Genomic DNA, 20757 nt, shown 5'->3' on the forward strand with positions numbered 1-20757 from the left:
ACACCTTCGACGCTACGGAAAAGCGCAGGCCAGGAGATCGGAGTGCGGGTGGATGGTGGGTGGAACCTCTGGCGACGGGGGCTCCACCCGCGGGTGGAGACACTCCGACAGACAAGGGTCAGGCGCCTCCGACAGCCAAGGGTCAGGCACCCGCACCCGCTAAGCGTCGATACGCGACCGATCCAGCGTCGCGGCCGAGCTGGAGATGAACTCCTTGCGAGGCGCCACGTCATTGCCCATCAGCAGGTCGAAGACGGACTCGGCCGAGTCCAGGTCGGTTAGGTTGATGCGGCGGAGGGTGCGGTGGCGCGGGTCCATGGTCGTTTCGGCCAGCTGGTCGGCGTCCATCTCTCCGAGGCCCTTGTAGCGCTGGATGGAGTCCTTGTATCGCACGCCCTTGCTCTGGAACTCCAGGAGCTTGTCCCGCAGCTCGCGGTCCGAGTACGTGTAGACGTACTTGTCCTGGCCCTTCTTCGGCTGGACGAGCTCGATGCGGTGCAGCGGCGGCACCGCGGCGAAGACGCGGCCGGCCTCGACCATGGGCCGCATGTAGCGGTGGAACAGCGTCAGGAGCAGGGTGCGGATGTGGGAGCCGTCCACATCGGCGTCGGTCATCATGATGATCTTGCCGTAGCGGGCCGCGTCAATATCGAACGTACGGCCGGATCCCGCTCCTATGACCTGGATGATCGCACCGCACTCGGCGTTCTTGAGCATGTCCGTCACGGACGACTTCTGTACGTTGAGGATCTTGCCCCGGATCGGCAGCAACGCCTGGAACTCGGAGTTCCGGGCGAGCTTCGCCGTACCGAGCGCGGAGTCGCCCTCGACGATGAAGAGCTCACTGCGGTCGACGTCGTCGCTGCGGCAGTCGGCGAGCTTGGCGGGCAGCGAGGAGGACTCCAGGGCCGTCTTCCGGCGCTGGGCGTCCTTGTGCTGGCGGGCGGCGATGCGCGTGCGGGCCGCCGCGACGGCCTTCTCCATGACGACCCGGGCCTGGGCCGCCGCGTCCCGCTTCGTGGAGGTCAGGAAGGCCTTGAGTTCCTTGGAGACCACGTTGAAGACGATGCGGCGCGCCGCCGAGGTGCCGAGGACCTCCTTGGTCTGACCCTCGAACTGTGGCTCGGCGAGGCGGACCGTGACGACCGCGGTCAGGCCCTCCAGGGCGTCGTCCTTGACGATGTCGTCCTCGGCCACGCGCAGCAGCTTCTTGGCGCGCAGCACCTCGTTCATCGTCTTGACGATGGCCTGCTCGTACCCGGCGACGTGGGTACCGCCCTTGGGCGTGGCGATGATGTTGACGAACGACTTGAGCAGGGTGTCGTACCCGGTCCCCCAGCGCAGGGCGACATCGACACCGAGTTCACGGGTGACCTCGGTGGGCGTCATCTGACCGTGGTCGTCGAGGACCGGCACCGTCTCCTTGAAGGTGCCCTGGCCGGAGAAGCGGAGGATGTCGCAGACGGGCTTGTCACTGGCCAGGTACTCGCAGAACTCACTGATACCGCCGTCGAAGCGGAAGGACTCCTCACCCTTGCTGCCACCCTCGCCGAGACCGTATTCGTCACGGACGACGATGGTCAGGCCCGGCACCAGGAACGCGGTCTGGCGGGCGCGCTGGTGCAGCGTCTCCAGGGAGAGCTTGGCGTCCTTGAGGAAGATCTGGCGGTCCGCCCAGTACCGCACGCGCGTGCCGGTACGGGTCCTGGCGATCCTCTTGGCCTTGCGCAGGCCGCTCGCGGCCTCGAATGCCGCGTCCGGGCCGACACCGGCGAAGGCGCCGGGGACACCGCGCCGGAAGCTGATGGCGTGGGTGTGGCCGCTGCGGTCGACCTCGACGTCCAGCCGGGCGGACAGGGCGTTCACCACGGAGGCGCCGACGCCGTGGAGGCCGCCGGAGGCCGCGTACGATCCGCCGCCGAACTTGCCGCCGGCGTGCAGCTTGGTCATGACGACCTCGACGCCGGACAGTCCGGTCTTGGGCTCGACGTCGACCGGAATACCGCGGCCGTTGTCCCGCACCTCCACCGAGGCGTCGTCGTGGAGGATCACCTCGATGTGGTCGCAGTGGCCCCCAAGGGCCTCGTCCACGGAGTTGTCGATGATCTCCCACAGGCAGTGCATCAGGCCACGACTGTCGGTCGATCCGATGTACATGCCAGGGCGCTTGCGTACGGCCTCGAGCCCTTCGAGGACGAGCAGGTGCCGCGCGGTGTAGTTGGAACCGTCCCGGTCTGCTCCTGCCAGCAGAGCTGTGGACGGCACGGACGTTTCGGCGGTCACGCGGTTCGCTCCTCGCTGAATTTCAGGTGGGGCCCTTCTGGGTAAGGGCGCGGCCCTGGTTGCCGCTCAGAGGGTACCGAGGCCTGGTAGAGCCGTTGTAACGCCACCCTCGTCTCCACTCACACTAGTCCAGAGTCGTATGCGCGTTCGATCCCTCGATGGAGTGAAGTACATATCACGTTCCCTTCGGGGCATGAACCATTTAGGCTCCGGGCACGTCCTCAAGAACAACCGGCAAGCCAGCCGGGAGGACCCGACCCTGCCAGACAGCGCGAACCCGTAAGACACACAGACACGTAATACGGCACATTCGCCGCCAACCGGAGGCAGACAGCCGCCTCGCAGATTTTTTTCGAGGAGAAGCCACGAGCGGGAACGTTTTGGGGCTGGTTGGATGTTGACCCTGGTACGACAGCTCGTCGAGCTAGAGAAGAGGCGACGTGACTACTGTTCTGACCCCCGCGAGCCCGTTGACGGCCGCCGATCGCTGCGACCGCTGCGGCGCCCAGGCATACCTGCGCGTCGTCCTGCTCAGCGGCGGAGAGCTGCTCTTCTGCGCCCACCACGGCCGCAAGTTCGAGCCGGAACTCAAGAAGATCGCCGCCGAGATACAGGACGAGACGGAGCGGCTCACGTCCGTTCCCGCGACAGCCACCACGGAAGAAGAGCGCTGACACTTCGCATACACGACGAGCCAGCTCCGGCACAGGCCGGTGTCCGGGCGGCGGTCCCTGACTCCAGGGACCGCCGCCCGTACGTCATGCCACTGGACCTGAACGCCCCTCAGCGGCGCGCAGGCGCCCTCACGGCGCCTCGCGTCACGCCGCCCCACCCCAGCCTGCTCACGGCGTCGGAGACGCGCGTGTAGACGCCTGGGCTGCCGGCACGCCCGCAGCCGCTTCCCCAGGACACGAGGCCGATCAGCTTCCCACCGGCGACCAGCGGCCCGCCGCTGTCCCCCTGGCAGGCGTCCCGGCCCCCCTCGGCCTCGCCCGCGCACACCATCGCGCCGGCGACGTACGTGCCGTCCGTGCTGCCCGGATAGGCCTCTTCGCAGAGCGCGTCGGCCAGCACGTGCACGTGAGCCCCTCGCAGACTGTGCGCGTAGTCGCCGACGCCCGTCAGGTCACCCCAGCCGTAGACCGTGGCGTCGGTGTCCGGCGCGTACGCGGGGTCACCGGGACCCGCCATGGGGATGACCGAGCCCTGCGGAAGAGGCGTGGCGAGGGTGAGTACGGCGAAGTCGCCGGCGTTGCTCGTACTGTCGTAGTCGGGGTTCACCCAGGTCTCGCGCACGGCGATCTCCTGGCCCTGGTCCGACAGCAGATCGGTCCGGCCCGCGATGACCTTGAAGTCGCTCACCCGGTCCGGCGACGCCCCCAGGACGTCCTTGGCCAGACAGTGGGCGGCGGTGAGCACGGTGGTCGCGCCGACGGCGACACCCCCACAGAACTGACCGGCCCGGGTACCCCCGAACCGGTCACGGCTGGACAGCGCCACCGTCCAGGGACTCTCCGACACGTCGACGGGGAAGCTGCCGACGACCACGTTGTCGGCAGCGGCCGGGACGGTGGACACCAGCGGTATCGCGGCTGCCGCGGCCGCCAGAACCAGCGGCCGGGACAGCGCCCGGAAAATACGGCGACGCATGCGCACTCCTCACTCGGGGTGATGACTGAAAACCCAGAGTCATGCAGAGGACGGCGCCTCGCAGCACGAGAGCTCGTCCACCTGCGGGGAGGGTGCGGCTACTTCGAGTCAGACCCGCTGGTTGCGGCGCCGCGTTTGGCGCGGACCCGGCTTTGCGTCACCCAGGCCCGGTCGATGGCGTCGGCCCACTCGCAAGACCCCTCGTCATCGGCGTCGGCCCACTCACAAGACCCCCTCGCCCCCCGGGGAGCCATCCGTGAACCGCAGCTTCACACCTTCGCAGCCACTGCGCTGACCGTTGTAGCGACCGGTCGCTGTCCGCGTGCGGAGGCGGCGATGCCAGCTACGGGGGGTGCCTCTATGTTCTTCGTCAAGCGAGTCGAGGGCTCCTCGGCTCGTAGAAGGTTCCGTCGCGGAGCATGGCGAAGAGGACGCTGATGCGGTGGCGGGCGAGGCGGAGGAGGGCCTGGGTGTGGGTTTTGCCGCGGGCTCGGCAGCGGTCGTAGTAGCCGCGGGAGGCGGGATCGTGGAGGGCTGCGAACGCGGAGAGGAACATCGCTCGTTTCAGCTGCCGGTTGCCGCCTCTGGGGGCGTGCTCGCCGTGGATCGACGTGCCGGACTGCCGGGTTGCCGGGGCGAGGCCGGCGTAGGAGGCCAGGTGGGCGGCGGTGGGAAAGCTGCTGCCGTCGCCGACGGTGGCCAGGAGGACTGCGGCGGTCCTGACGCCGATGCCGGGCATCGAGGTCAGGACCTGGGAAAGAGGGTGGGCCTCCAGCAGTGCCTCGATCCGGGTTTCCAGGGCCCGGCGTTGTTCGTGAACGGCAGCAAGCGACTTCGCCAGCGACGGGACGATCACGTCGAGGGTGCCGGTGCCCGGGACGACGACGGTCTGCTCGTCGAGTGCGGTGAAGATGTCGTCGACCAGCCGCTCGGCCATGCGCGGCGCCCGGGGCCGGACGACCTCGACCAGCTTGCGGCGGCCCGCTTTGCGGAGTGCTTGCGGGGATCCGTAGCGCTCGAGGAGCCAGGTCACTGCCGGGTGGTCCAGGCGCGGGCCGAGGACGCGCTCCAGGCTGGGGTGGAACTGGGTGAGCAGGCCGCGGATGCGGTTGGAGGTGCGGTTGGCCTCGCCTGCGAGGTCCTGGTCGAAGCCGACCAGCATGGTCAGCTCCGCGGTGACCTCATCGGTCAGGTCGAGGGTGCGCAGGGTGTGGGGCATGGTGCGGGCAGCGTCCGCAATGACCACGGCGTCCTTCGTGTCGGTCTTGGCCTCGCCGGGGTAGAGGTCGGCGATCCGGCGCATCGCCAGTCCGGGCAGGTAGGCGACCTGGCAGCCGGCGTCCCGGGCGACGGTCAGTGGGAGGGCGCCGATGGAGGCGGGCTGGTCCACGACCACCAGGACGGTGCCGAACTTGGCCGTGAGCTTGTCGAAGACAGCCCGCAGCTTCGGTTCGCTGTTCGGCAGCTGCTTGTCGAACACCTTCTTCCGGGCCGGGGTCAGGCCGTGGCCGTGATGCGTCTGCTTGCCAACGTCCAGGCCCAGGAAGACGCCCACCCCGTCGATGCTGATCACCGTGCCCCCACATGCGTCGATGCGTGCCGGCCTCAAGGTCGGGAGCCGTTCTCGCGCATCCACGTTATACAGACCTGCCGCCCGCGAGCGGCCTGGCATTGCGCCCGGCCGGGCGGTGGTCGGACCTCTGATCAGCGTCTCCGACGGCACCCCTCGGACCCGGTGACACCACCCCCCAGGTCATCCCATCGACAGGGGGCAACAGTCATGCCGGGCCCGGAGGCCAGCGGCCCTCTTGCAGGACCGCGAAAAAGATAACGGGGGCGATGCCAGCTACAAGGGAACGAAATCAGCTGGACGAGCAGACAGGCCAGGCAGCGGCCTCCCGAACGGCACGTTCGGCGCCGACCAGGATGTGCACAGCGGCACTGACTCATGGGACATCGCCTACGACCTGGAATGTTTCAGCGTCAGCGGTTTGACGGCCGGAACCTCCTGGACCATGGGCCGCAGGTGTGAGCTCTGCTGGGCACGAATGTGCCGAATCGGATCGTGGACTGAGTCACAGCCGGATTGAGGGCCCCATCGGTGATGGCGATCTGACGTCCCAGGGCGTTGTACGCGTACACCGTCACCCCGCCGACGGGATCGGTCACCTCTATCGGTAGTCCGGCCCTGTTGTGGCGAATGTGCGTGGTGTTGCCGAGCGGGTCCGTGATGGAGCTCAGGAGACCTGCCCTGTCGTAGGCGAAGCGGGTGGTGAGGCCGGACGGATCAGTGACCGAGGCGCGGGCGCCGTACTGGTCGTACCCCTGACGCCAGATACCTCCGTCGGTCCGCGATGAGGCCCACAGGCAGGCCGCGTTCGTCGTACTCGGCGAGAGCCGTCGCCCACACGGTCGCACTCGGCGAGCGTTCCGTCGAGCAGGACGTACCTTGGTTCGTGCTCGCCCAGGGACTTGAGCAAGCCCGGCGCCCGACCGGCGAGAAGGCTGATCACGGCGGTGGTGTAGGCGTGGGCGGTACCCACCGAGATGCCGAAGCCGGCCGCGATCCGGGCCAGGGTGTCGTGCTTGCGCAGGTACACCAGAGCGACGAGCGCACGTTGGTGCGGCGGGAGCTTGCAGCGGCGGTCACCCTCGCGGGTGACGATGCGCATGGTGACCCACTCGGCCAACGCGTGGGGCAGATCGAGTGCGGCAGGATAGGGAACCAACGAGGCACCTGTGTTGATGACCTGAGACTTCGAACACCTCCCTCGAACACGGGTGCCTCGTGCGTTGCGGTCCACCTCGCCGTCACCCCATCGGTGGACACTCTGAAAAGGCTCACAGATTGCGTTGCATTACGAAATAGTGACAGTGCGACTTGGCAGTCAACGGGGACTTCTGTTGGGATATGCCCATTTGGTCGCCCTGGGTTGACGCGATCGCACCTGCTGTCACCCAGATCCCGCCGATAGCGTTGGCACACTCGTGAGAACCCTCGCCCCACCGGGAGCCATCCGTGAAGCGCCGCACCACCCTGCCCGCAGCCGTCGCGCTGACCGCTGCCGCGGCCCTGTCGCTGTCCGCCTGCGGGAGTGGCGACAACAGTTCCAACGGCAACGACAAGATCGCGGGCGCCGGCACAGGAGACGACTCGTCGACCTCGGCGTCGCCGAGTGCGACCTCGGCGGATACGGCTGGGCGTCCGACGATCAAGTTCCCGTCCGATGCCCGCAACGTTTTCGAGGGGCAGAAGACTGGGGACGCGAAGAAGGACGCGGTGCTCGCCGACAACGCTCAGCGCATTGACTCCGTGGACGACGCGATCTTCCGCCGGGTCGTGAACACAAAGGCCTTGAGCTTCTACAGCGCCGAAGGCGCCTTGGACAGTGCGAGGACGTTCATCAAGGGCTACTTGGACGACGACCGCTCATGGACGGGGACGACTCGGTACTTCGACCGGCAGGTGACGTTCCGCGATGACGGCAGCGCTTCCGTCATCTACTGCTCCGACGAGAGCAAGTCCTTCCTCAAGGACCGGAAGACGGGCAAGACCGAGAAGACGCCGACCACGTCTGACAGCTACGTCCTGTACAACACCAAGCTGGTCAAGAAGACCGCCGGTGTGTGGCAGACAACGAAGATCATTTCGAAGCGAGGTGCTGACCAGTGCCAGCCGTGAAACGGTCGGTCACTGTACTGGCATTGGTGTCGCTCGTATGCCTGGGGGTGCTTGCTCCGCAAGCCGCCTACGCCGGTGGGCGCGGTGGAGAAGGCAATGAGAACACCACCCCTACGCCGCACGGCAACGCGACCGAGGACGGAACGCTCTCTGCGACCGCAGGCGCGGTGGTTTTCGACCGCGGAGAGAACGGCTCAGGTCCGTCCGCAGGAGCCGTGACGTCCACGACCACATGGACTCGGCCCGCCTGCTACTACGCGCCCAAGTACACCCCGGCCAAGCTGAAGAAGTACCTGGAGTCGATCTGGGGGCAGGAGTCGACGGGGTATCAGTGGGACCAGGAGCAGCGCAACAAGTACGAGAACGGCGGCAAGACCCCCGGTACGTACAAGGACTTCAACAAGGACAAGACCGGCAAGGGCTACTGGTGGGACTCGTACGTCACCCCGGGCCGTGAGGGCGACCCGGGTGCGATCGACTGCGACAAGTCCATCTTCTGGGTGAACGAGGGTGAGGCTCCGCCGGCGGACATTCCCCAGGCGATCACGCCGGAGATGCTCGCACAGCTCGCGTATGCCGAGATCCGCGTTCCGTCGACCAAGGTGCAGCTCGCTCCGCAGGGCACCACGAAGGTGAACCTGGAGACGTGGGCGTGGCTGGACGCGGCGAAGTTCCGGCCGGAGTCGGTGACCGCATCTGTCCCGCTGCTCGGGATCGAGGCGACGACCACTGCCGAGCCGGTGTCGCTGAAGATCGAGCCGGGCACGGCCGACGCCGCGACCTTCCCGGCGTCCGGCGTGTGTGAGATCCACGGCGGCCGGATCGGTGAGGCCTACACGACGGGGAAGGCGCACGAGACTCCGCCGTGCGGGGTGAGGTACCTGCGCTCCTCCGACGCCGGCTCGTACAAGCTGCGGGCGACCATCACCTGGAAGATCCACTGGGCCGGTACCGGGGTGAACGGCGAACGGGCCCTGCCGGACGGCACGTTCGGCGCCGAGCAGGACGTGATCGTCCAGGAGATCCAGGCCGTCAACCGCTGACGGGCGTAACACGGGGAGCGGGCATGTCGAAGGGATCGGATCTGCAGGTCGACTACGACCTGCTGTCCACGAGTGCCAAGCAACTCGCCCAGATCCAGCGCGAGTTCAAGGGCCTGGAGGACTGGAAGCAGGACATCAGGTCCCTGCTGGGTGGCGGCGGCATCGAGAGCGCCATGGGTGACTTCGTGGACAACTGGGACAAGAACCGCAAGCGGTTGGTCGAGGAGATCGAGGAGGTCGGGAAGATGGTCAAGACGACCAGCGACGCCTTCAAGGGGCTCGACGACGACCTGGCCAACGCCACCACCGGAAAGAAGAAGTAGCGCCTTGGGCGCACACGGACCGAGGTCACTTCACGGAGGGAACATCCATGGCGCGACCGGCTGACTGGGCGCCGCTCGCAGAGGTCGATCCCGTGCCGGGTGATCCGGAAGGGATCCGGCGCGAGGTCACGCACATGAAGAAGGTGGCCGAGAAGCTGCGCACGCAGGCAGCCGCTATGCAAGCGATCGCGGACTGCGACGGCCTCAAAGGCAAGTACGCGGACGAGCTCGGTGACAAGGCGCGTGGCCTGGGGCGCAGGTTGGATCTTGCCGAGGATCGCTACCGCAAAGTGAAGGGGCACCTCAGCGGCTGGGCGGATGACATGGAGACCGCCCAGACGAAGGCCGACCGCGCACTGGACGATGCCAAGGACGCACAGCGGATCATCGACGCCCACAAGCCAGACGACGGTGCGAAGAAGGGCTCTGCCACGTCCGACAAGGACACCGCGTCCGAGGATCCGGCTGTCACGCGGGCCAAGGACGACTTGGAGGCGGCCCGCCGGAAGCTGAACTCGGCGGTGTCCTTCTATCGCGAGCGCGCGGACCACTACGCGGGCAAGATCCGGTCGTCGATCGACGACGACATGGAAGACAGTTGGTGGAACGACCTCAAGGCGTGGGTCAGCGATGCCGATTGGCTCGCGACCGTGGCCGACTGGCTGAGCAACGCCTGCACGGTGCTCTCGATCGCCGCGATCTTCTGTCCGGCCCTCGGCGTAGTGGCCGGAATCCTGACCGGAATCGTCTTCGGAATCCACCTCTTGATGGCAGTGACGGGTAACGGCTCCTGGTTCGACGTGACCACCGACATCGCAGCGTTCAAGATGGCCAAGAACGGTGTCACGGCGGCCAAGGCGATCAAGTCACTGCAGAAGGAAGGGCGATCCCTCGCAAAGGGCCTTGCAGAACAGCAGGCGAAGCGGGCGGCCAGGATGAACCGGGCCGCCACCGGACGAGGTGGTGGAAGACTCGGTCGACTGCGCAGGATCGCGGACAACCAGGAAGGGCGAGCCGCCGGCGTCCGGACCCGGGATGAAGCCATGCCGGAGGTGACGCGGACGGAGACGTACAAGGCCCTCGGTGACAAGACCATGGCTCAGCAGGTCAACGACGTCGAGCGTATGAGCGGTAGGTACCCTGACAGCCAGCGGCTGAGCGACATGGCCTCGGAGGCGGCGCGCCAAAAGGGGATCTCGCAGTCCTACTGGATCGCAAGCGCCGTCCTCGACCTCGGTGGGCGGGCTGGAGACGAATGGTCCAGCACCTACGTGAACGCCAAAGGACACATGACGGCGCCGGGGGCGGGGATCGGATCGCAATGGTGAAGTTCAAACCGGAGAAGCGAAAGACCGGTCTCACGAAGAGCGCGCGCACGCAGCAGGCGCGCCGGGCTCGGGAACGCGGCGGTACCTCCGCGGTTCAAGACTCTCACCCCCGCGGGGCGGAGGGCGGTTCCGGAACCGGTGTGTTCGGCTCCGTAGTTCCCACACCTGGTCCGGAGGACGAGAGGTACCAGAGGCTGGGAGCCCGTGTGCGCTACGTACTGCTCGGCATCCTCCTCGTCATGGTCCTCTGGTTCATGGTCTCGTTGCAGGATCGAAAGACAGCAGGAATTGATCTTCCGGTGCCCACATGGGCGTTGGATGTCGCCGCGCTCAGTCCCCTGCTGGTGCTGGTCCGGTTCTGGAGACCGGAGATCAGGATGAAGAGCGACACGCTGGAATTCGACCTGAGAGTCATCAGCGGCCTCTACTTCGTCATGGCCTTCCTCGGAGCCGCAATGGGCGGGTACTGGCAGTTGTGGTCCGGGGTCGCGATCAGCGTCGCAGTGCACGCGGGCCTCTGGTACACCAACTGGCGGGCTGGCGAACATGGTTGACGGCACAATCGAACCGGCCCCTCCTCCAACGGGCTATCACCTGTTCCTCCCCGAGGATTGGGTGCAGATCCCGCTCCGGCAAGGAGACGCAGAAGCCGCGGTCCGTTTCATCATCACCTCCGCCTTCGCCCGCCTGCCGGGCGATGTATCGCGTGACAAGCTGACCCCCCTCCGACTGGAACTGAAACGCAGACTGTTGGCCGCCGTAACGGAGGCACGCAAGGCCGAGGCGCTGGAAATGTATCTGCCCTTGAAGCTGGCGGACGAGGTGAATCTCGGGGCCTCGTTCACCATTTCCCAGGCGCATCTTCCACTGCCCATGGATCCCGGCATCGATGTGAGCCGGGTGTGCGACCCGGCCGAGATCGCGGTTCGACTTCTGTCCAGCCAAAGCCCGATGAAGACGTCGGAGCTCGACCTGAGCAGTGGCGAGATCGACGGAGCCGTCGCGGTTCGCCGGGAGCGGGTCGTGGCGGCTGCCCCGGAGCGCGGCGTCGAGCTTGCCAGTCGCCGGGTGGAGTACCTCGTGGCGGTACCCGCCGATCCCGCTCGGTGGCTGGTGGTCGCGTTCTCCACGATCGGCGCGGGTAACCCCCAGGACGACTTGTCTCATGCGATGGTCGAGTGGTTCGACGCCTTGATGACAACCTTCAGGTGGAGCTGGACATGACTGAGCCACACGTCGTGCTCGAGCACGAGTTCAGCCTCGACATCGAGTACAACCCGGGTCGCTGGCTGGAGCTCCCACCGCGCTGGGACACCGAGGAATGGCGGGACATCAGCGTCTGGGCACGTACGTGCGCCGAGCTGTTCTGTCGGGCCTACAGACAGGATCCGGGAGAGTCGGGCATCTCCTTCCTCACAGACAGGCTCCGGCACTTCGCAGAAGCCTTCGCACCGGAACCCTTCGACACTCGGGTGCTGCTGCGTATGTGGGAACCGACGAGCATGCCGCTCCAGGTCTGCGCCACGGTCAAGCCCGCGCAGGGCTCCAGGGAGGAGACCCTGCGCTTCCTGGTCGGAGCGGAGGACCCAGAAGCCGTCGAGCCGCCGGTCGTCGAGTCATTCCATGCCAGACAGCTCGGCGAGGGGCTGCGGGCATTCCGCTACCTACGGCAGGACGACACCTCCGAAGTCATCGCCGCACTCCGCTACGCCTGGCGGGACGAGCAAGTCGGCGCCGACGTGGTCCTGTGGACTGCCACTGATGACACAGCGCACGTCATCCGGGCCGCCCAGGACATCGAAGAGCTGGCACACACGGTGAGTGTCGCCGTTTGGGATCTCGAACCGGAAGACGAGATTTCGCCAGACGGGACATAGATGACGTCAGACCACCGCTCGCGCGGAGTCGTCATGGACGGCGACGACGTAAACGGCTTGGTGGCATCCGGCGCGCTGGATGCCACCGCACCCGTTGGTCTCGACGTACACTCGCCAGCTGGCCGCGCTCAGTCGCAGAACACGCCGCTCTCATCGACATGCACTGTCGAGCCGTCGTCGCCAGCTTCATTCTGATGGCCGACATGCCACAGCGGTCGATCATGGACGCGAAGCTACCAGCACGCGAATTCGTGGGGCCTGCGACGTTCGACGCCCCTCACCTCCTGAGACTTCACGAACACAAACCGGGCATCACTCGACTTCGCCGAGGCCCTGGGCCACAGGGCTTCATCTTTACTTTCAAAAGAGCCGTTGCACCTCGCACCTCCGGGGGGGGCACTGCGTGCACCCCAGGAGGAGGGTGCGTCTTGGGCTGACTAGGGGCACCGGAAGGTGCATCGCTGGTCAGGTGGAGTGCTTCTCAGGGTACGCGGGTGCGAAGACGAACGTGCGAATGAGGGTGCGCCACACTCCCAACGCACCCCCATCCCAATCTTCATTCCGAGCTCTTCTGGCCGGATGGGGGAGCAGTCTCCTGGCGGGCTCGGTGAGAGCCCTGGCGCCCAGCCCGGTGATTGCGAAAGGACTGGTCGACGCGATCTTCCTGACGCACCCGATCTTGGTCAGTCGGACCAACGCCCGACACCTTCGGCACCGGCTCCGCATCCTTCGGCTGAGCCGGCCACAGGACCACGTCGGGCTGGTCGTCGAGCGTCATCTTGGCGTCTGTGAAGTCCACCGGACGATCGCTTCGCCGCGGCGGTTACGGAAGTCCCGCCCGGACCACGCCTTGATCAGCAGCCGGCACTGATCGTCGTCGAGCTCCTGCACCACCTTGTGGTCGAGCTGCGGCGGCTTGGGGTTCCCCAGCTGGTCGGCGGCGATCTCGCCCGCCTCGGCGTGCCAGGCGGAGAAGCGGCGTACGGCCGGCTGCCGTGACCGAGCCGTTGCCGCCTTCGCTCCCCATCCAGCAGGGAGGAGACGAAGGAATTTACGGTCTGCCGGTCGGGGCCGGGAGACGGCCCGACTCGTCGCACCATCACAGAAAGGCTCTGACCCCGCCCGTAGGTCTTCCGCGTCTGTACGCTCTTCCGCTCCGCGGAAAGGTGAAGCAGCCAGGAGTCCAGAGGAGCGTTATGTCCTTACATACGTTCATGCCGTAAGCGCATGTCAAGGAGCGGGGCATATGGCTAGCAGCGTTGCGCTCGCCTACGAAAGCGCCCCTCACCCGGGAAACACCAGGTCAGGGGCGCTTGGGCGACATTGGCTCAGTCGAGGTAGTCGCGCAGCACCTGTGAACGGGAGGGATGGCGGAGCTTCGACATCGTCTTGGACTCGATCTGGCGGATGCGCTCGCGCGTGACGCCGTAGACCTTGCCGATCTCGTCGAGGGTCTTCGGCTGGCCGTCGGTGAGGCCGAAGCGCATGGAGACCACACCGGCCTCACGCTCGGACAGGGTGTCGAGGACCGAGTGCAGCTGCTCCTGGAGGAGTGTGAAGCTGACCGCGTCGGCCGGGACGACCGCTTCGGAGTCCTCGATGAGGTCACCGAACTCGCTGTCGCCGTCCTCACCGAGCGGGGTGTGCAGCGAGATGGGCTCACGGCCGTACTTCTGGACCTCGATGACCTTCTCGGGGGTCATGTCGAGTTCCTTGGCCAGCTCCTCCGGCGTGGGCTCGCGGCCCAGGTCCTGGAGCATCTGGCGCTGCACGCGCGCGAGCTTGTTGATGACCTCGACCATGTGCACCGGGATACGGATGGTGCGGGCCTGGTCGGCCATCGCGCGGGTGATCGCCTGACGGATCCACCAGGTGGCGTACGTGGAGAACTTGTAGCCCTTGGTGTAGTCGAACTTCTCGACCGCGCGGATCAGACCGAGGTTGCCCTCCTGGATCAGGTCCAGGAAGAGCATGCCGCGGCCGGTGTAGCGCTTGGCCAGGGAGACCACCAGGCGGAGGTTGGCCTCCAGGAGGTGGTTCTTGGCGCGGCGGCCGTCCTCGGCGATGATCTCCAGCTCGCGCTTGAGCTTGGGAGCGAGCTTGTCGGCGTTGGCCAGCTTGTCCTCGGCGAACAGGCCCGCCTCGATGCGCTTGGCGAGCTCGACCTCCTGCTCGGCGTTGAGCAGGGGGACCTTGCCGATCTGCTTGAGGTAGTCCTTGACCGGGTCGGCGGTCGCGCCGGCGACGGCGACCTGCTGCGCGGGCGCGTCGTCCTCGTCGTCGTCGGAGAGGACGAAGCCCTTGCTCTCCCCGCCCTCTTCTTCCTCTTCACCGGGCTTGCCGACGCCGGGGGTCTCCTCGACGGCCTCGTCGTCGCCTGCTTCGGCGTCGTCCTTCTTGCCGGTCGTCTTCTTGGCCGCCGCCTTCTTGGCTACGGTCTTCTTCGCGACCGCCTTCTTGGCGGTCGTCGTCTTCTTGGCGGCGGCGGCCTTCTGAGCAGGCGCCTCTTCCTCGGCGGAGGTCTCGGCGGGGGGCGCCGCAGGCGTCGTGGTGGCGGTGGCCTTCTTGGTGGTCACCGTCTTCGCCGCGACCGTCTTGGTGGCGGTGCGCTTGGCCGGACTCTTCGCTGCGACGCTCTTTCGGGTGCGCTTGGGCTCCGCGGCACTGACCATCAGCGTCACACCCTCTTCCTCGAGGATCTGGTTGAGGCTGCGCAGTACGTTCTTCCACTGAGTGGCCGGAATCTGGTCAGCTTCGAAGGCCCGACGCACGTCATCGCCGGCGATCTGCCCCTCAGCCTTTCCCCGCTCAATGAGCGCCATGACAGAGACGGACTCGGCGATCTCCGGCGGGAGCGTACGGGATGTGCTGGCCGACACGAACAACCTCTCGGAACGTTGGAAAACGGCTTCCGGCCCCGTCCCTCGCGGACTGGAGCCGACCACCGGCTTGGGATGGGCCGACGGTGCGGACGGGCCGGGGAGATACACAGCGCCTTGAACGGCGTCCGTATTCCCTCCGCGGCTGTCACCTCTTAGGTCATCGCAGTGTTCCCACGAGCGTTACGCCCAATCTGCGTGGCCCGAGTCACACCCCATAAACGATCAAAAGCGGCCAGACGCGGAGTTACCAGGTCACTTACGGCCCCTGATCGGGGGCTCCGGAGGCAGTCGGTCGCCATATCGCGCCGTCGGACCCCGCAGAATCCCTGGAGATCCTGCGGGGTCCGACGGTAGACGGTTCACCGGCGAGCGGTGCCGGAGGAGGAGGCCGTGCGGTGCCGGGGGAGGAAAACGACAACACATTCCCGGCCGCGCCGCCCACGGTGCGCGGTCAGTGCTCGCGCGGCGCGGGCACAACACGCTCCACCTCGGGATGGACGGTGAGCAGCTGCCGCATGGCCGACTCCGCCGCCGGGCCGTCCCCGGCACCGAGAGCGTCGACGATCCTGCCGTGGTGCGACAGGGACGCCTCGGTCGGCCGGTCACAACCAGTGACCGGGGCGCCGGAGACCTGCAGAGCGGCCGAGACGATCCCCGACAGGTGCTCGAGCATCCGGTTGCCGGCGGCCTGGATGAGCAGGGAGTGGAACTCGGCGTCGGCGCGGGAGAAGGTGAGCGTGTCGCCCTGTCCCATCGCGTGGCCCATGATCTCGACCATGTCGACGAGCCGCTGCTGGAGGTCGGCGCGTCCGTGGCCGGCGGCGAGGCGCGCGGCGAGCGGCTCGATCGTCCACCGCAGGTCGCTCAGCTCCCGGCGCTGATTGTCGCGCTGCGGTCCGAAGGCGCGCCATTCGATGATGTCCGGATCGAGGAGGTTCCAGTCACTGACGGGACGCACGCGCGTACCGACGTTGGGACGAGCACTGACGAGGCCCTTGGCTTCCAGCACCCGCAGGGACTCGCGGACGACGGTGCGGGAGACCTCGAAACGCTGGCCGATCTCCTCCGGCACCAGCGGGCGGTCGGCGCCCAGGTCACCGGACACAATCATTTGTCCCAGCTGCTGAACGAGTTGGCCGTGCAGCCCACGCCCGCGGCTGCCCGCGGCGCGCCGGCCCACGCGGCCAAGCTCCTGGTCCGCGCCGTCCCAGACGGAGCCTCCGACGCGGGAGGTCGTCGCCTCGGCATAGGGGTAACGGTCGAGATCGCCCGGGCCGGCGAGACCGGAGTCTGCAGAGCGGGCGGCGGTCATCATGGTGTGCGCAAGGGTACTCACGGATCATTTGTCGGCGTTGGTTCCAACTCCCTTGAGGTCTTTGGTGAAAAGCACACGAAAGGGTGATCGCTCACCCCATCGCAATTGACGCCTTATCGGAAAGAAATGTGCTTTCTCCGGGGAGTTGTGGGCAGGCCCGGTCCGGAAGAGGACGGACGGTCGTCATCGGACCCTGCCGCGCAGGGTCGTGAGCAGATATGCGCAGAGCAGTGCCGTGAGCGACAACGTCAGTGCGCCACCCACAGGTTGGCCGAGCACACGCGCGAGGGCAGCGAGATAGCGCTCTCCGCCGAAGGGCCACTGCGTCAGCAACACCTCACGCAGCCGCTCGGGGAATCCGGCCGCCGTCCGTACAGACGGCCCTACCAGGACCTTTTGTACGAGGGGTACGACGACGACCGGTACGGCGACCACCGCGGCGAGCCCGGCCGTGGTGGACCGGAAGAGGCCCGCGGCCAGTACGCCGGCCCAGGCGCAGCCGACCATGAGCCCGGTCCAACTCGTGCCCTGCGTCAACCAGTCGCCCGGAACTTCCGCGAGCTCCCGTCCGTACAGGAGATAGAGCATCTCGGCGTCGCAGCCCACCGTGAGAAAGGCCAGCAGCAGGGCGGTTGCGGCGGCGACGAGGAGCTTCGCGGCGAGCAGCCCCAGTCGACGGGGCACAGTGCCGCGGTCCGCGGCGAGGGCGGGGTGGCGGAACTCGTCGCCGAAGGCGAGCGCCCCGAGCAGTCCCGCGCCGAGGGCCGCCGGCGGCAGAGGCAGCCCTCGTGGCCAGGCGGTCAGCAGACGCGTCTGCGGAGTGTGACCGATGCGGGCCAGAAGTACGGCGGTGAGCGCGGAGGTGATGAGGACGGCGGCGGCGGTGAGGAACCCGGTGCTGATGCCGGTGGCGCGGCGTAGTTCGTAGCGCAGGGGACGCAGGGGGCTGGGTGCGGTGCGGACGGAGATGGGAGGCGGGAGGGCGGGCGAGTCTTCGGCCGCGGTGCGGGCTCGTGGGGCTTGGGCCGGGCGGGCGGCTGGTTGGGAGCGGGCCTCGACCTCGCCTGTGTGCGTGGGCGCGGGCGAGCCGGTGGGCGTGCTCGTCGGGGGCCGGGGCTCTGCGGTCGCGGGCGGCTCGGCCCCACCTGTCGTCAGGACACCAGCCTCATCTGTCGTGAGGCGATCGGCCTGACCGCTCGGGAGCGGATCGGTGGCCGGCCGTACCGCCCTGTCCGACCCCGCCTCCTCGCAGAGGTCCGACGGTGACGGGAAGGGCACTCGGGCGTGAGGCCCCATGTCGCCCGTCTCCTCGGCGAGTTGATGGACGAGGATGTCATGCCGGAACGCCGTCTCGCCCACCTCGGCACAGGTACTGCCGTACACGCTCAGGCGGTTGCCCTCCTCCCGTACGACCTCGACGGAGCGCCGGGTGGTCCGGGCTTCCCTGGTGAGGTGGGCCGCGAGGCGGGCGGCGTGCGGGCTGCGGACGGCGACGCGGGGGCGCAGCCGGGTGCGGGCGAACGCCGCCGCCTCCTGGTCGGCGACGAGCCGTCCCTGCTCCAGGGTGACCACGCGGTCGGCGGTGCGCGCGGCCTCCTTCGCGTCGGCCGTGGTGAACAGCACGGCGCCGCCCCGGTCCGCGTGCGCCCGCAGCATGCCGTGCAGCCAGCGGGCTTCGCGGGCGGAGAGTCCGTCGGCGGGGTTGTCCAGTACGAGTGCGTGCGGGTCGGCGAGCAGCGCACAGGCAAGACCGAGACGGCGGTCCATGCCGCGCGCGAGGGTGCCGAGCGGTTCGTCGCGCAGGGCGGCCAGGTCGGCCGCGTCGAGGACCTCGTCGGCACGCCGGACGGACACTCCGGCGGCGGCGCACAGCATGCGCAGGTGACCGCGGACGGTGCGAGCGGGATGGCCCGGCACGTCCCCCAGCAGCACGCCGACCTCTCGCGCCGGGTGCGCGACGCGGTGCAGCGGGCGGCCTCTGAAATAGGTGATTCCGCGGCCCTGTTGCAGTTCGAGCATCAGCCTGAGCACTGTCGACTTGCCGGCACCCTGGGCTCCGAGGAGCGCGGTGACACGGCCTGCGCGCGCTTCGAAGGAGACGTCATCGACAGCGGGCGGCAGGTCCTCGCGGGGATTGGCGGTCAGTCCGAAGGCCTGGATCATCCGTAGCAAGATAGCGCGCTATGTCCAAATTTGCAGGCATAGGATCGCCCGCCGCGCAACCCGAGACACCTCCGAACAGCCCCAGGCCGATCTCGTTCGGGTCGATCGGGTGCCACTGCCGGAGTCCGGGGCCGGATTCAGTGGTGCCGACCATCCGCCGTGTCCGCCGTGTCCGCCCGAAGGTCAGACCTCGGGACGGAGCATCGGCGGGTTGAGCAGGGTGGCGCCGCCGGCGCGGAAGAGCTGGGCCGGGCGTCCGCCCTGGCGTGTGGTCGTGCCGCCGGTGGGGACGAGGAAGCCCGGTGTCCCCGTGACCTTGCGGTGGAAGTTGCGGGGGTCGAGGGCTACGCCCCACACCGCCTCGTAGACCCGGCGCAGCTCGCCGACGGTGAACTCGGACGGGCAGAACGCGGTGGCCAGCGACGAGTACTCGATCTTCGACCGTGCGCGCTCCACCCCGTCCGCCAGGATCTGGTGGTGATCGAAGGCGAGCGGCGCGACCGTTTCGCCGTCGCGGCCGTACCCGCCCTGCTGCAGCAGTTCCTCGACGGGTGCCCAGCGCGCGTTGCTCGCGTCGCCGCCCGCCCGCGGGGCCGGCAGGTCGGGCGCGAGCGCGAGGTGGGCGACGCTGACCACGCGCATCCGGGGATCCCGCTTGGGGTCGCCGTAGGTCGCCAGCTGTTCGAGGTGGGCGCCGTTGTCCTGGGCGGGGACGGACGGGTCGTGCGCCCGCAGTCCGGTCTCTTCCGCCAGCTCGCGCGCAGCAGCCTGCGCGAGGTCCTCGTCGTCACGTACGAACCCGCCGGGGAGCGCCCAGCGACCCTGGAACGGCGGCTCACCCCTGCGCACCGCCAACGCGCACAGGGCATGGCGGCGCACGGTCAGCACGACCAGGTCCACGGTGACGGCGAAGGGCGGAAAGGCTGACGGGTCGTAGGGCATGTCGCGATCATAGTCGTCTGCCTGACGATAAACACTCCCTTCACCGGCCGCATCGGCGGCTCGATCACCTCGGTCCGGCAACTGCTTGACGCGTGCCTCGCGCACGGCGTCCGGTGTCGCGTTCTGCGAGGTCACGCTCTCAGTCGGAGGCCGTCGGCGGCCTCCCCCACCAGGGCGAGGCCGAGGCGGCTGACGCGCACGGAGAAGGGCGCTCCGGCCACCCGTAGGCCCGTCGGCCTGATCTCTCCCAGAGGCGCGCTGCTCACGGGCCTCAGCGCCACCGTCGCGGCGGGTGCGTCGGGGCGGATGCCGGCGAGAGTGGTCAGGAGCAGCACACAGGCGGCCGCTGCCGTAGCCGACGGACGACAGGCCGCCGGATGCGGCACGGGGGCGCTCGCACCGGTACGTCGCTCTCCCGCGTACATCTCAGGGAGCCGGTGTCCGAGGGTCTCGGCGGCCGCGAGCAGGCCCCGCCGCAGTGCTCCGGCCTCCTTCCCGTAGTCGGCGGCGGCCAGCCCTGACACACCGATCACCGTCTCGCAGCCGTACGGCGCCGGTGCGGTGGCCGAACGGGCTGTACCGGTCTCCTTCTCCCCGAGCCCCCGCAGGGCCCAGCCGGAGTCCATGGCCGGGCTCCCGAGCAGTCGGGCGAGTCGTTCGGTCTGCACCTTGGCGGAGGCAGACCGGGCGCCTGTCTGCCTCCGCCGAGCAGGCCGGCGTCGAGCAGGTGCACGGCGGCTGCCCCGAGCTGTGTGATCAGGCGTCCGTCCGGAGCACGGGCGGCGGCGGGCCGGCCGCCACCGCGGTCGTCCACGACCACACGGCACCGGCCGAGCCGGTGCAAGCCGGTGGGCAGGGGTGACGAGCCGGCCGCCCCTCCCCCGGGCGGTGCGGTCGCGTCGGTGGAGCGGCGGTCGTCGTCACCGGCTGAATGCGGGGCGGCCGGCAGGTCGGCTGGTGCGAGGGGGCGGCTTCCTCTGCTCCGTGAACGCTTCGTACGGTTTCGGCGCCGGCGGCGGGGCTTCTCTTGGGGGAAGTCGGCGGTCGGCGGCGTCGCCCGTTCAGGCGTTCCACCACTCAGGTGAACGGGGCGGACGTCCCGCCGGTCACGCCCACGGCCGGAGAAGCCGACCGAATGGCGGCGGTGAGCTGGACGGAAGCTGCTGCCGGCGTCATGACAGCGGTGGCCGTCGTCCTCGGCCGCGCCTCGGGCTCGGCCGCGCTGCGGGACAGCCTCTCCGGGCCGCCTACCGGTCACCGACCGAGAAT

At 68.2% G+C, this 20757-nt stretch carries 15 protein-coding genes and 2 pseudogenes; 8 read left to right on the plus strand and 9 right to left on the minus strand.

Features of this window, described 5'->3' with window-relative positions; all coding sequences use genetic code 11:
• Positions 1-159 precede the first annotated feature (159 nt).
• Positions 160-2283: a DNA gyrase/topoisomerase IV subunit B gene (locus tag AC07AZ_RS03215; RefSeq protein WP_478843237.1), complete on the minus strand. Its 2124-nt coding sequence runs from the start codon at positions 2281-2283 to the stop codon at positions 160-162.
• A 440-nt stretch (positions 2284-2723) separates the two neighbouring features.
• On the opposite strand from AC07AZ_RS03215, the gene AC07AZ_RS03220 reads away from it, so the two are divergent.
• Entirely contained in the window at positions 2724-2957 is a 234-nt protein-coding gene (locus tag AC07AZ_RS03220; protein WP_356036493.1) for a DUF7455 domain-containing protein, read from the plus strand.
• A gap of 109 nt (positions 2958-3066) precedes the next feature.
• Here the strand turns inward: AC07AZ_RS03220 and AC07AZ_RS03225 are convergent, their stop codons facing one another.
• From AC07AZ_RS03225 to AC07AZ_RS03235, 3 genes and pseudogenes are all read right to left on the minus strand, one after another.
• On the minus strand, positions 3067-3933 hold the full coding sequence (locus AC07AZ_RS03225; RefSeq protein WP_478843239.1) for a S1 family peptidase: 867 nt from the start codon (positions 3931-3933) through the stop codon (positions 3067-3069).
• A gap of 370 nt (positions 3934-4303) precedes the next feature.
• Positions 4304-5506, minus strand: a complete 1203-nt coding sequence (locus AC07AZ_RS03230; protein ID WP_478843241.1) for an IS110-like element ISSam1 family transposase — start codon at positions 5504-5506, stop codon at positions 4304-4306.
• A gap of 826 nt (positions 5507-6332) precedes the next feature.
• Positions 6333-6662 (minus strand): annotated as a pseudogene (locus AC07AZ_RS03235) (helix-turn-helix domain-containing protein); the annotation flags it as partial.
• Between the two features lie 290 nt (positions 6663-6952).
• On the opposite strand from AC07AZ_RS03235, the gene AC07AZ_RS03240 reads away from it, so the two are divergent.
• From AC07AZ_RS03240 to AC07AZ_RS03270, 7 genes are all read left to right on the plus strand, one after another.
• On the plus strand, positions 6953-7615 hold the full coding sequence (locus AC07AZ_RS03240; protein WP_478843243.1) for a hypothetical protein: 663 nt from the start codon (positions 6953-6955) through the stop codon (positions 7613-7615).
• Positions 7603-8658: a hypothetical protein gene (locus AC07AZ_RS03245; protein ID WP_478843245.1), complete on the plus strand. Its 1056-nt coding sequence runs from the start codon at positions 7603-7605 to the stop codon at positions 8656-8658. Before AC07AZ_RS03240 ends, AC07AZ_RS03245 begins: the two co-directional genes overlap by 13 nt.
• A 23-nt stretch (positions 8659-8681) precedes the next feature.
• Positions 8682-8981 carry a hypothetical protein gene (locus AC07AZ_RS03250; protein ID WP_478843247.1) on the plus strand — a complete coding sequence of 100 codons (300 nt, stop codon included), beginning with the start codon at positions 8682-8684 and terminating at the stop codon, positions 8979-8981.
• A 47-nt stretch (positions 8982-9028) separates the two neighbouring features.
• Positions 9029-10309, plus strand: a complete 1281-nt coding sequence (locus AC07AZ_RS03255) for a putative T7SS-secreted protein (RefSeq protein WP_478843249.1) — start codon at positions 9029-9031, stop codon at positions 10307-10309.
• Positions 10310-10515: 206 nt separating this feature from the next.
• The gene (locus AC07AZ_RS03260) at positions 10516-10863 is read left to right on the plus strand and encodes a hypothetical protein (protein WP_478843251.1); all 348 of its coding nucleotides are present in this window, start codon (positions 10516-10518) and stop codon (positions 10861-10863) included.
• A 61-nt stretch (positions 10864-10924) separates the two neighbouring features.
• On the plus strand, positions 10925-11533 hold the full coding sequence (locus AC07AZ_RS03265) for a hypothetical protein (RefSeq protein WP_478843253.1): 609 nt from the start codon (positions 10925-10927) through the stop codon (positions 11531-11533).
• Positions 11530-12186, plus strand: a complete 657-nt coding sequence (locus tag AC07AZ_RS03270; protein WP_478843255.1) for a hypothetical protein — start codon at positions 11530-11532, stop codon at positions 12184-12186. The genes AC07AZ_RS03265 and AC07AZ_RS03270 overlap by 4 nt, the downstream gene beginning before the upstream one ends.
• Before the next feature lie 1328 nt (positions 12187-13514).
• Here the strand turns inward: AC07AZ_RS03270 and AC07AZ_RS03275 are convergent.
• The 5 genes and pseudogenes from AC07AZ_RS03275 to AC07AZ_RS03295 all read right to left on the minus strand — a co-directional run.
• Complete coding sequence (locus tag AC07AZ_RS03275; protein ID WP_478843257.1) at positions 13515-15065, minus strand: RNA polymerase sigma factor; 1551 nt, start codon at positions 15063-15065, stop codon at positions 13515-13517.
• 454 nt (positions 15066-15519) lie between these two features.
• Complete coding sequence (locus tag AC07AZ_RS03280; protein WP_478843259.1) at positions 15520-16404, minus strand: FadR/GntR family transcriptional regulator; 885 nt, start codon at positions 16402-16404, stop codon at positions 15520-15522.
• 162 nt (positions 16405-16566) lie between these two features.
• Entirely contained in the window at positions 16567-18546 is a 1980-nt protein-coding gene (locus AC07AZ_RS03285) for an ABC transporter ATP-binding protein (protein WP_478843261.1), read from the minus strand.
• A 183-nt stretch (positions 18547-18729) separates the two neighbouring features.
• Entirely contained in the window at positions 18730-19488 is a 759-nt protein-coding gene (locus AC07AZ_RS03290; protein ID WP_478843263.1) for an NUDIX hydrolase, read from the minus strand.
• 131 nt (positions 19489-19619) lie between these two features.
• Positions 19620-20302 (minus strand): annotated as a pseudogene (locus tag AC07AZ_RS03295) (glycogen debranching N-terminal domain-containing protein); the annotation flags it as partial.
• Between the last annotated feature and the right edge of the window lie 455 nt (positions 20303-20757).

This window comes from Streptomyces sp. NPDC043878 (genome assembly GCF_056435735.1).

Coding starts and splice junctions, on each gene's coding strand:
- AC07AZ_RS03225 (WP_478843239.1), bottom strand. CDS start 3,933: ATGCGTCGCCGTATTTTCCGGGCGCTGTCCCGGCCGCTGGTTCTGGCG.
- AC07AZ_RS03250 (WP_478843247.1), top strand. CDS start 8,682: ATGTCGAAGGGATCGGATCTGCAGGTCGACTACGACCTGCTGTCCACG.
- AC07AZ_RS03255 (WP_478843249.1), top strand. CDS start 9,029: ATGGCGCGACCGGCTGACTGGGCGCCGCTCGCAGAGGTCGATCCCGTG.
- AC07AZ_RS03270 (WP_478843255.1), top strand. CDS start 11,530: ATGACTGAGCCACACGTCGTGCTCGAGCACGAGTTCAGCCTCGACATC.
- AC07AZ_RS03285 (WP_478843261.1), bottom strand. CDS start 18,546: ATGATCCAGGCCTTCGGACTGACCGCCAATCCCCGCGAGGACCTGCCG.
- AC07AZ_RS03290 (WP_478843263.1), bottom strand. CDS start 19,488: ATGCCCTACGACCCGTCAGCCTTTCCGCCCTTCGCCGTCACCGTGGAC.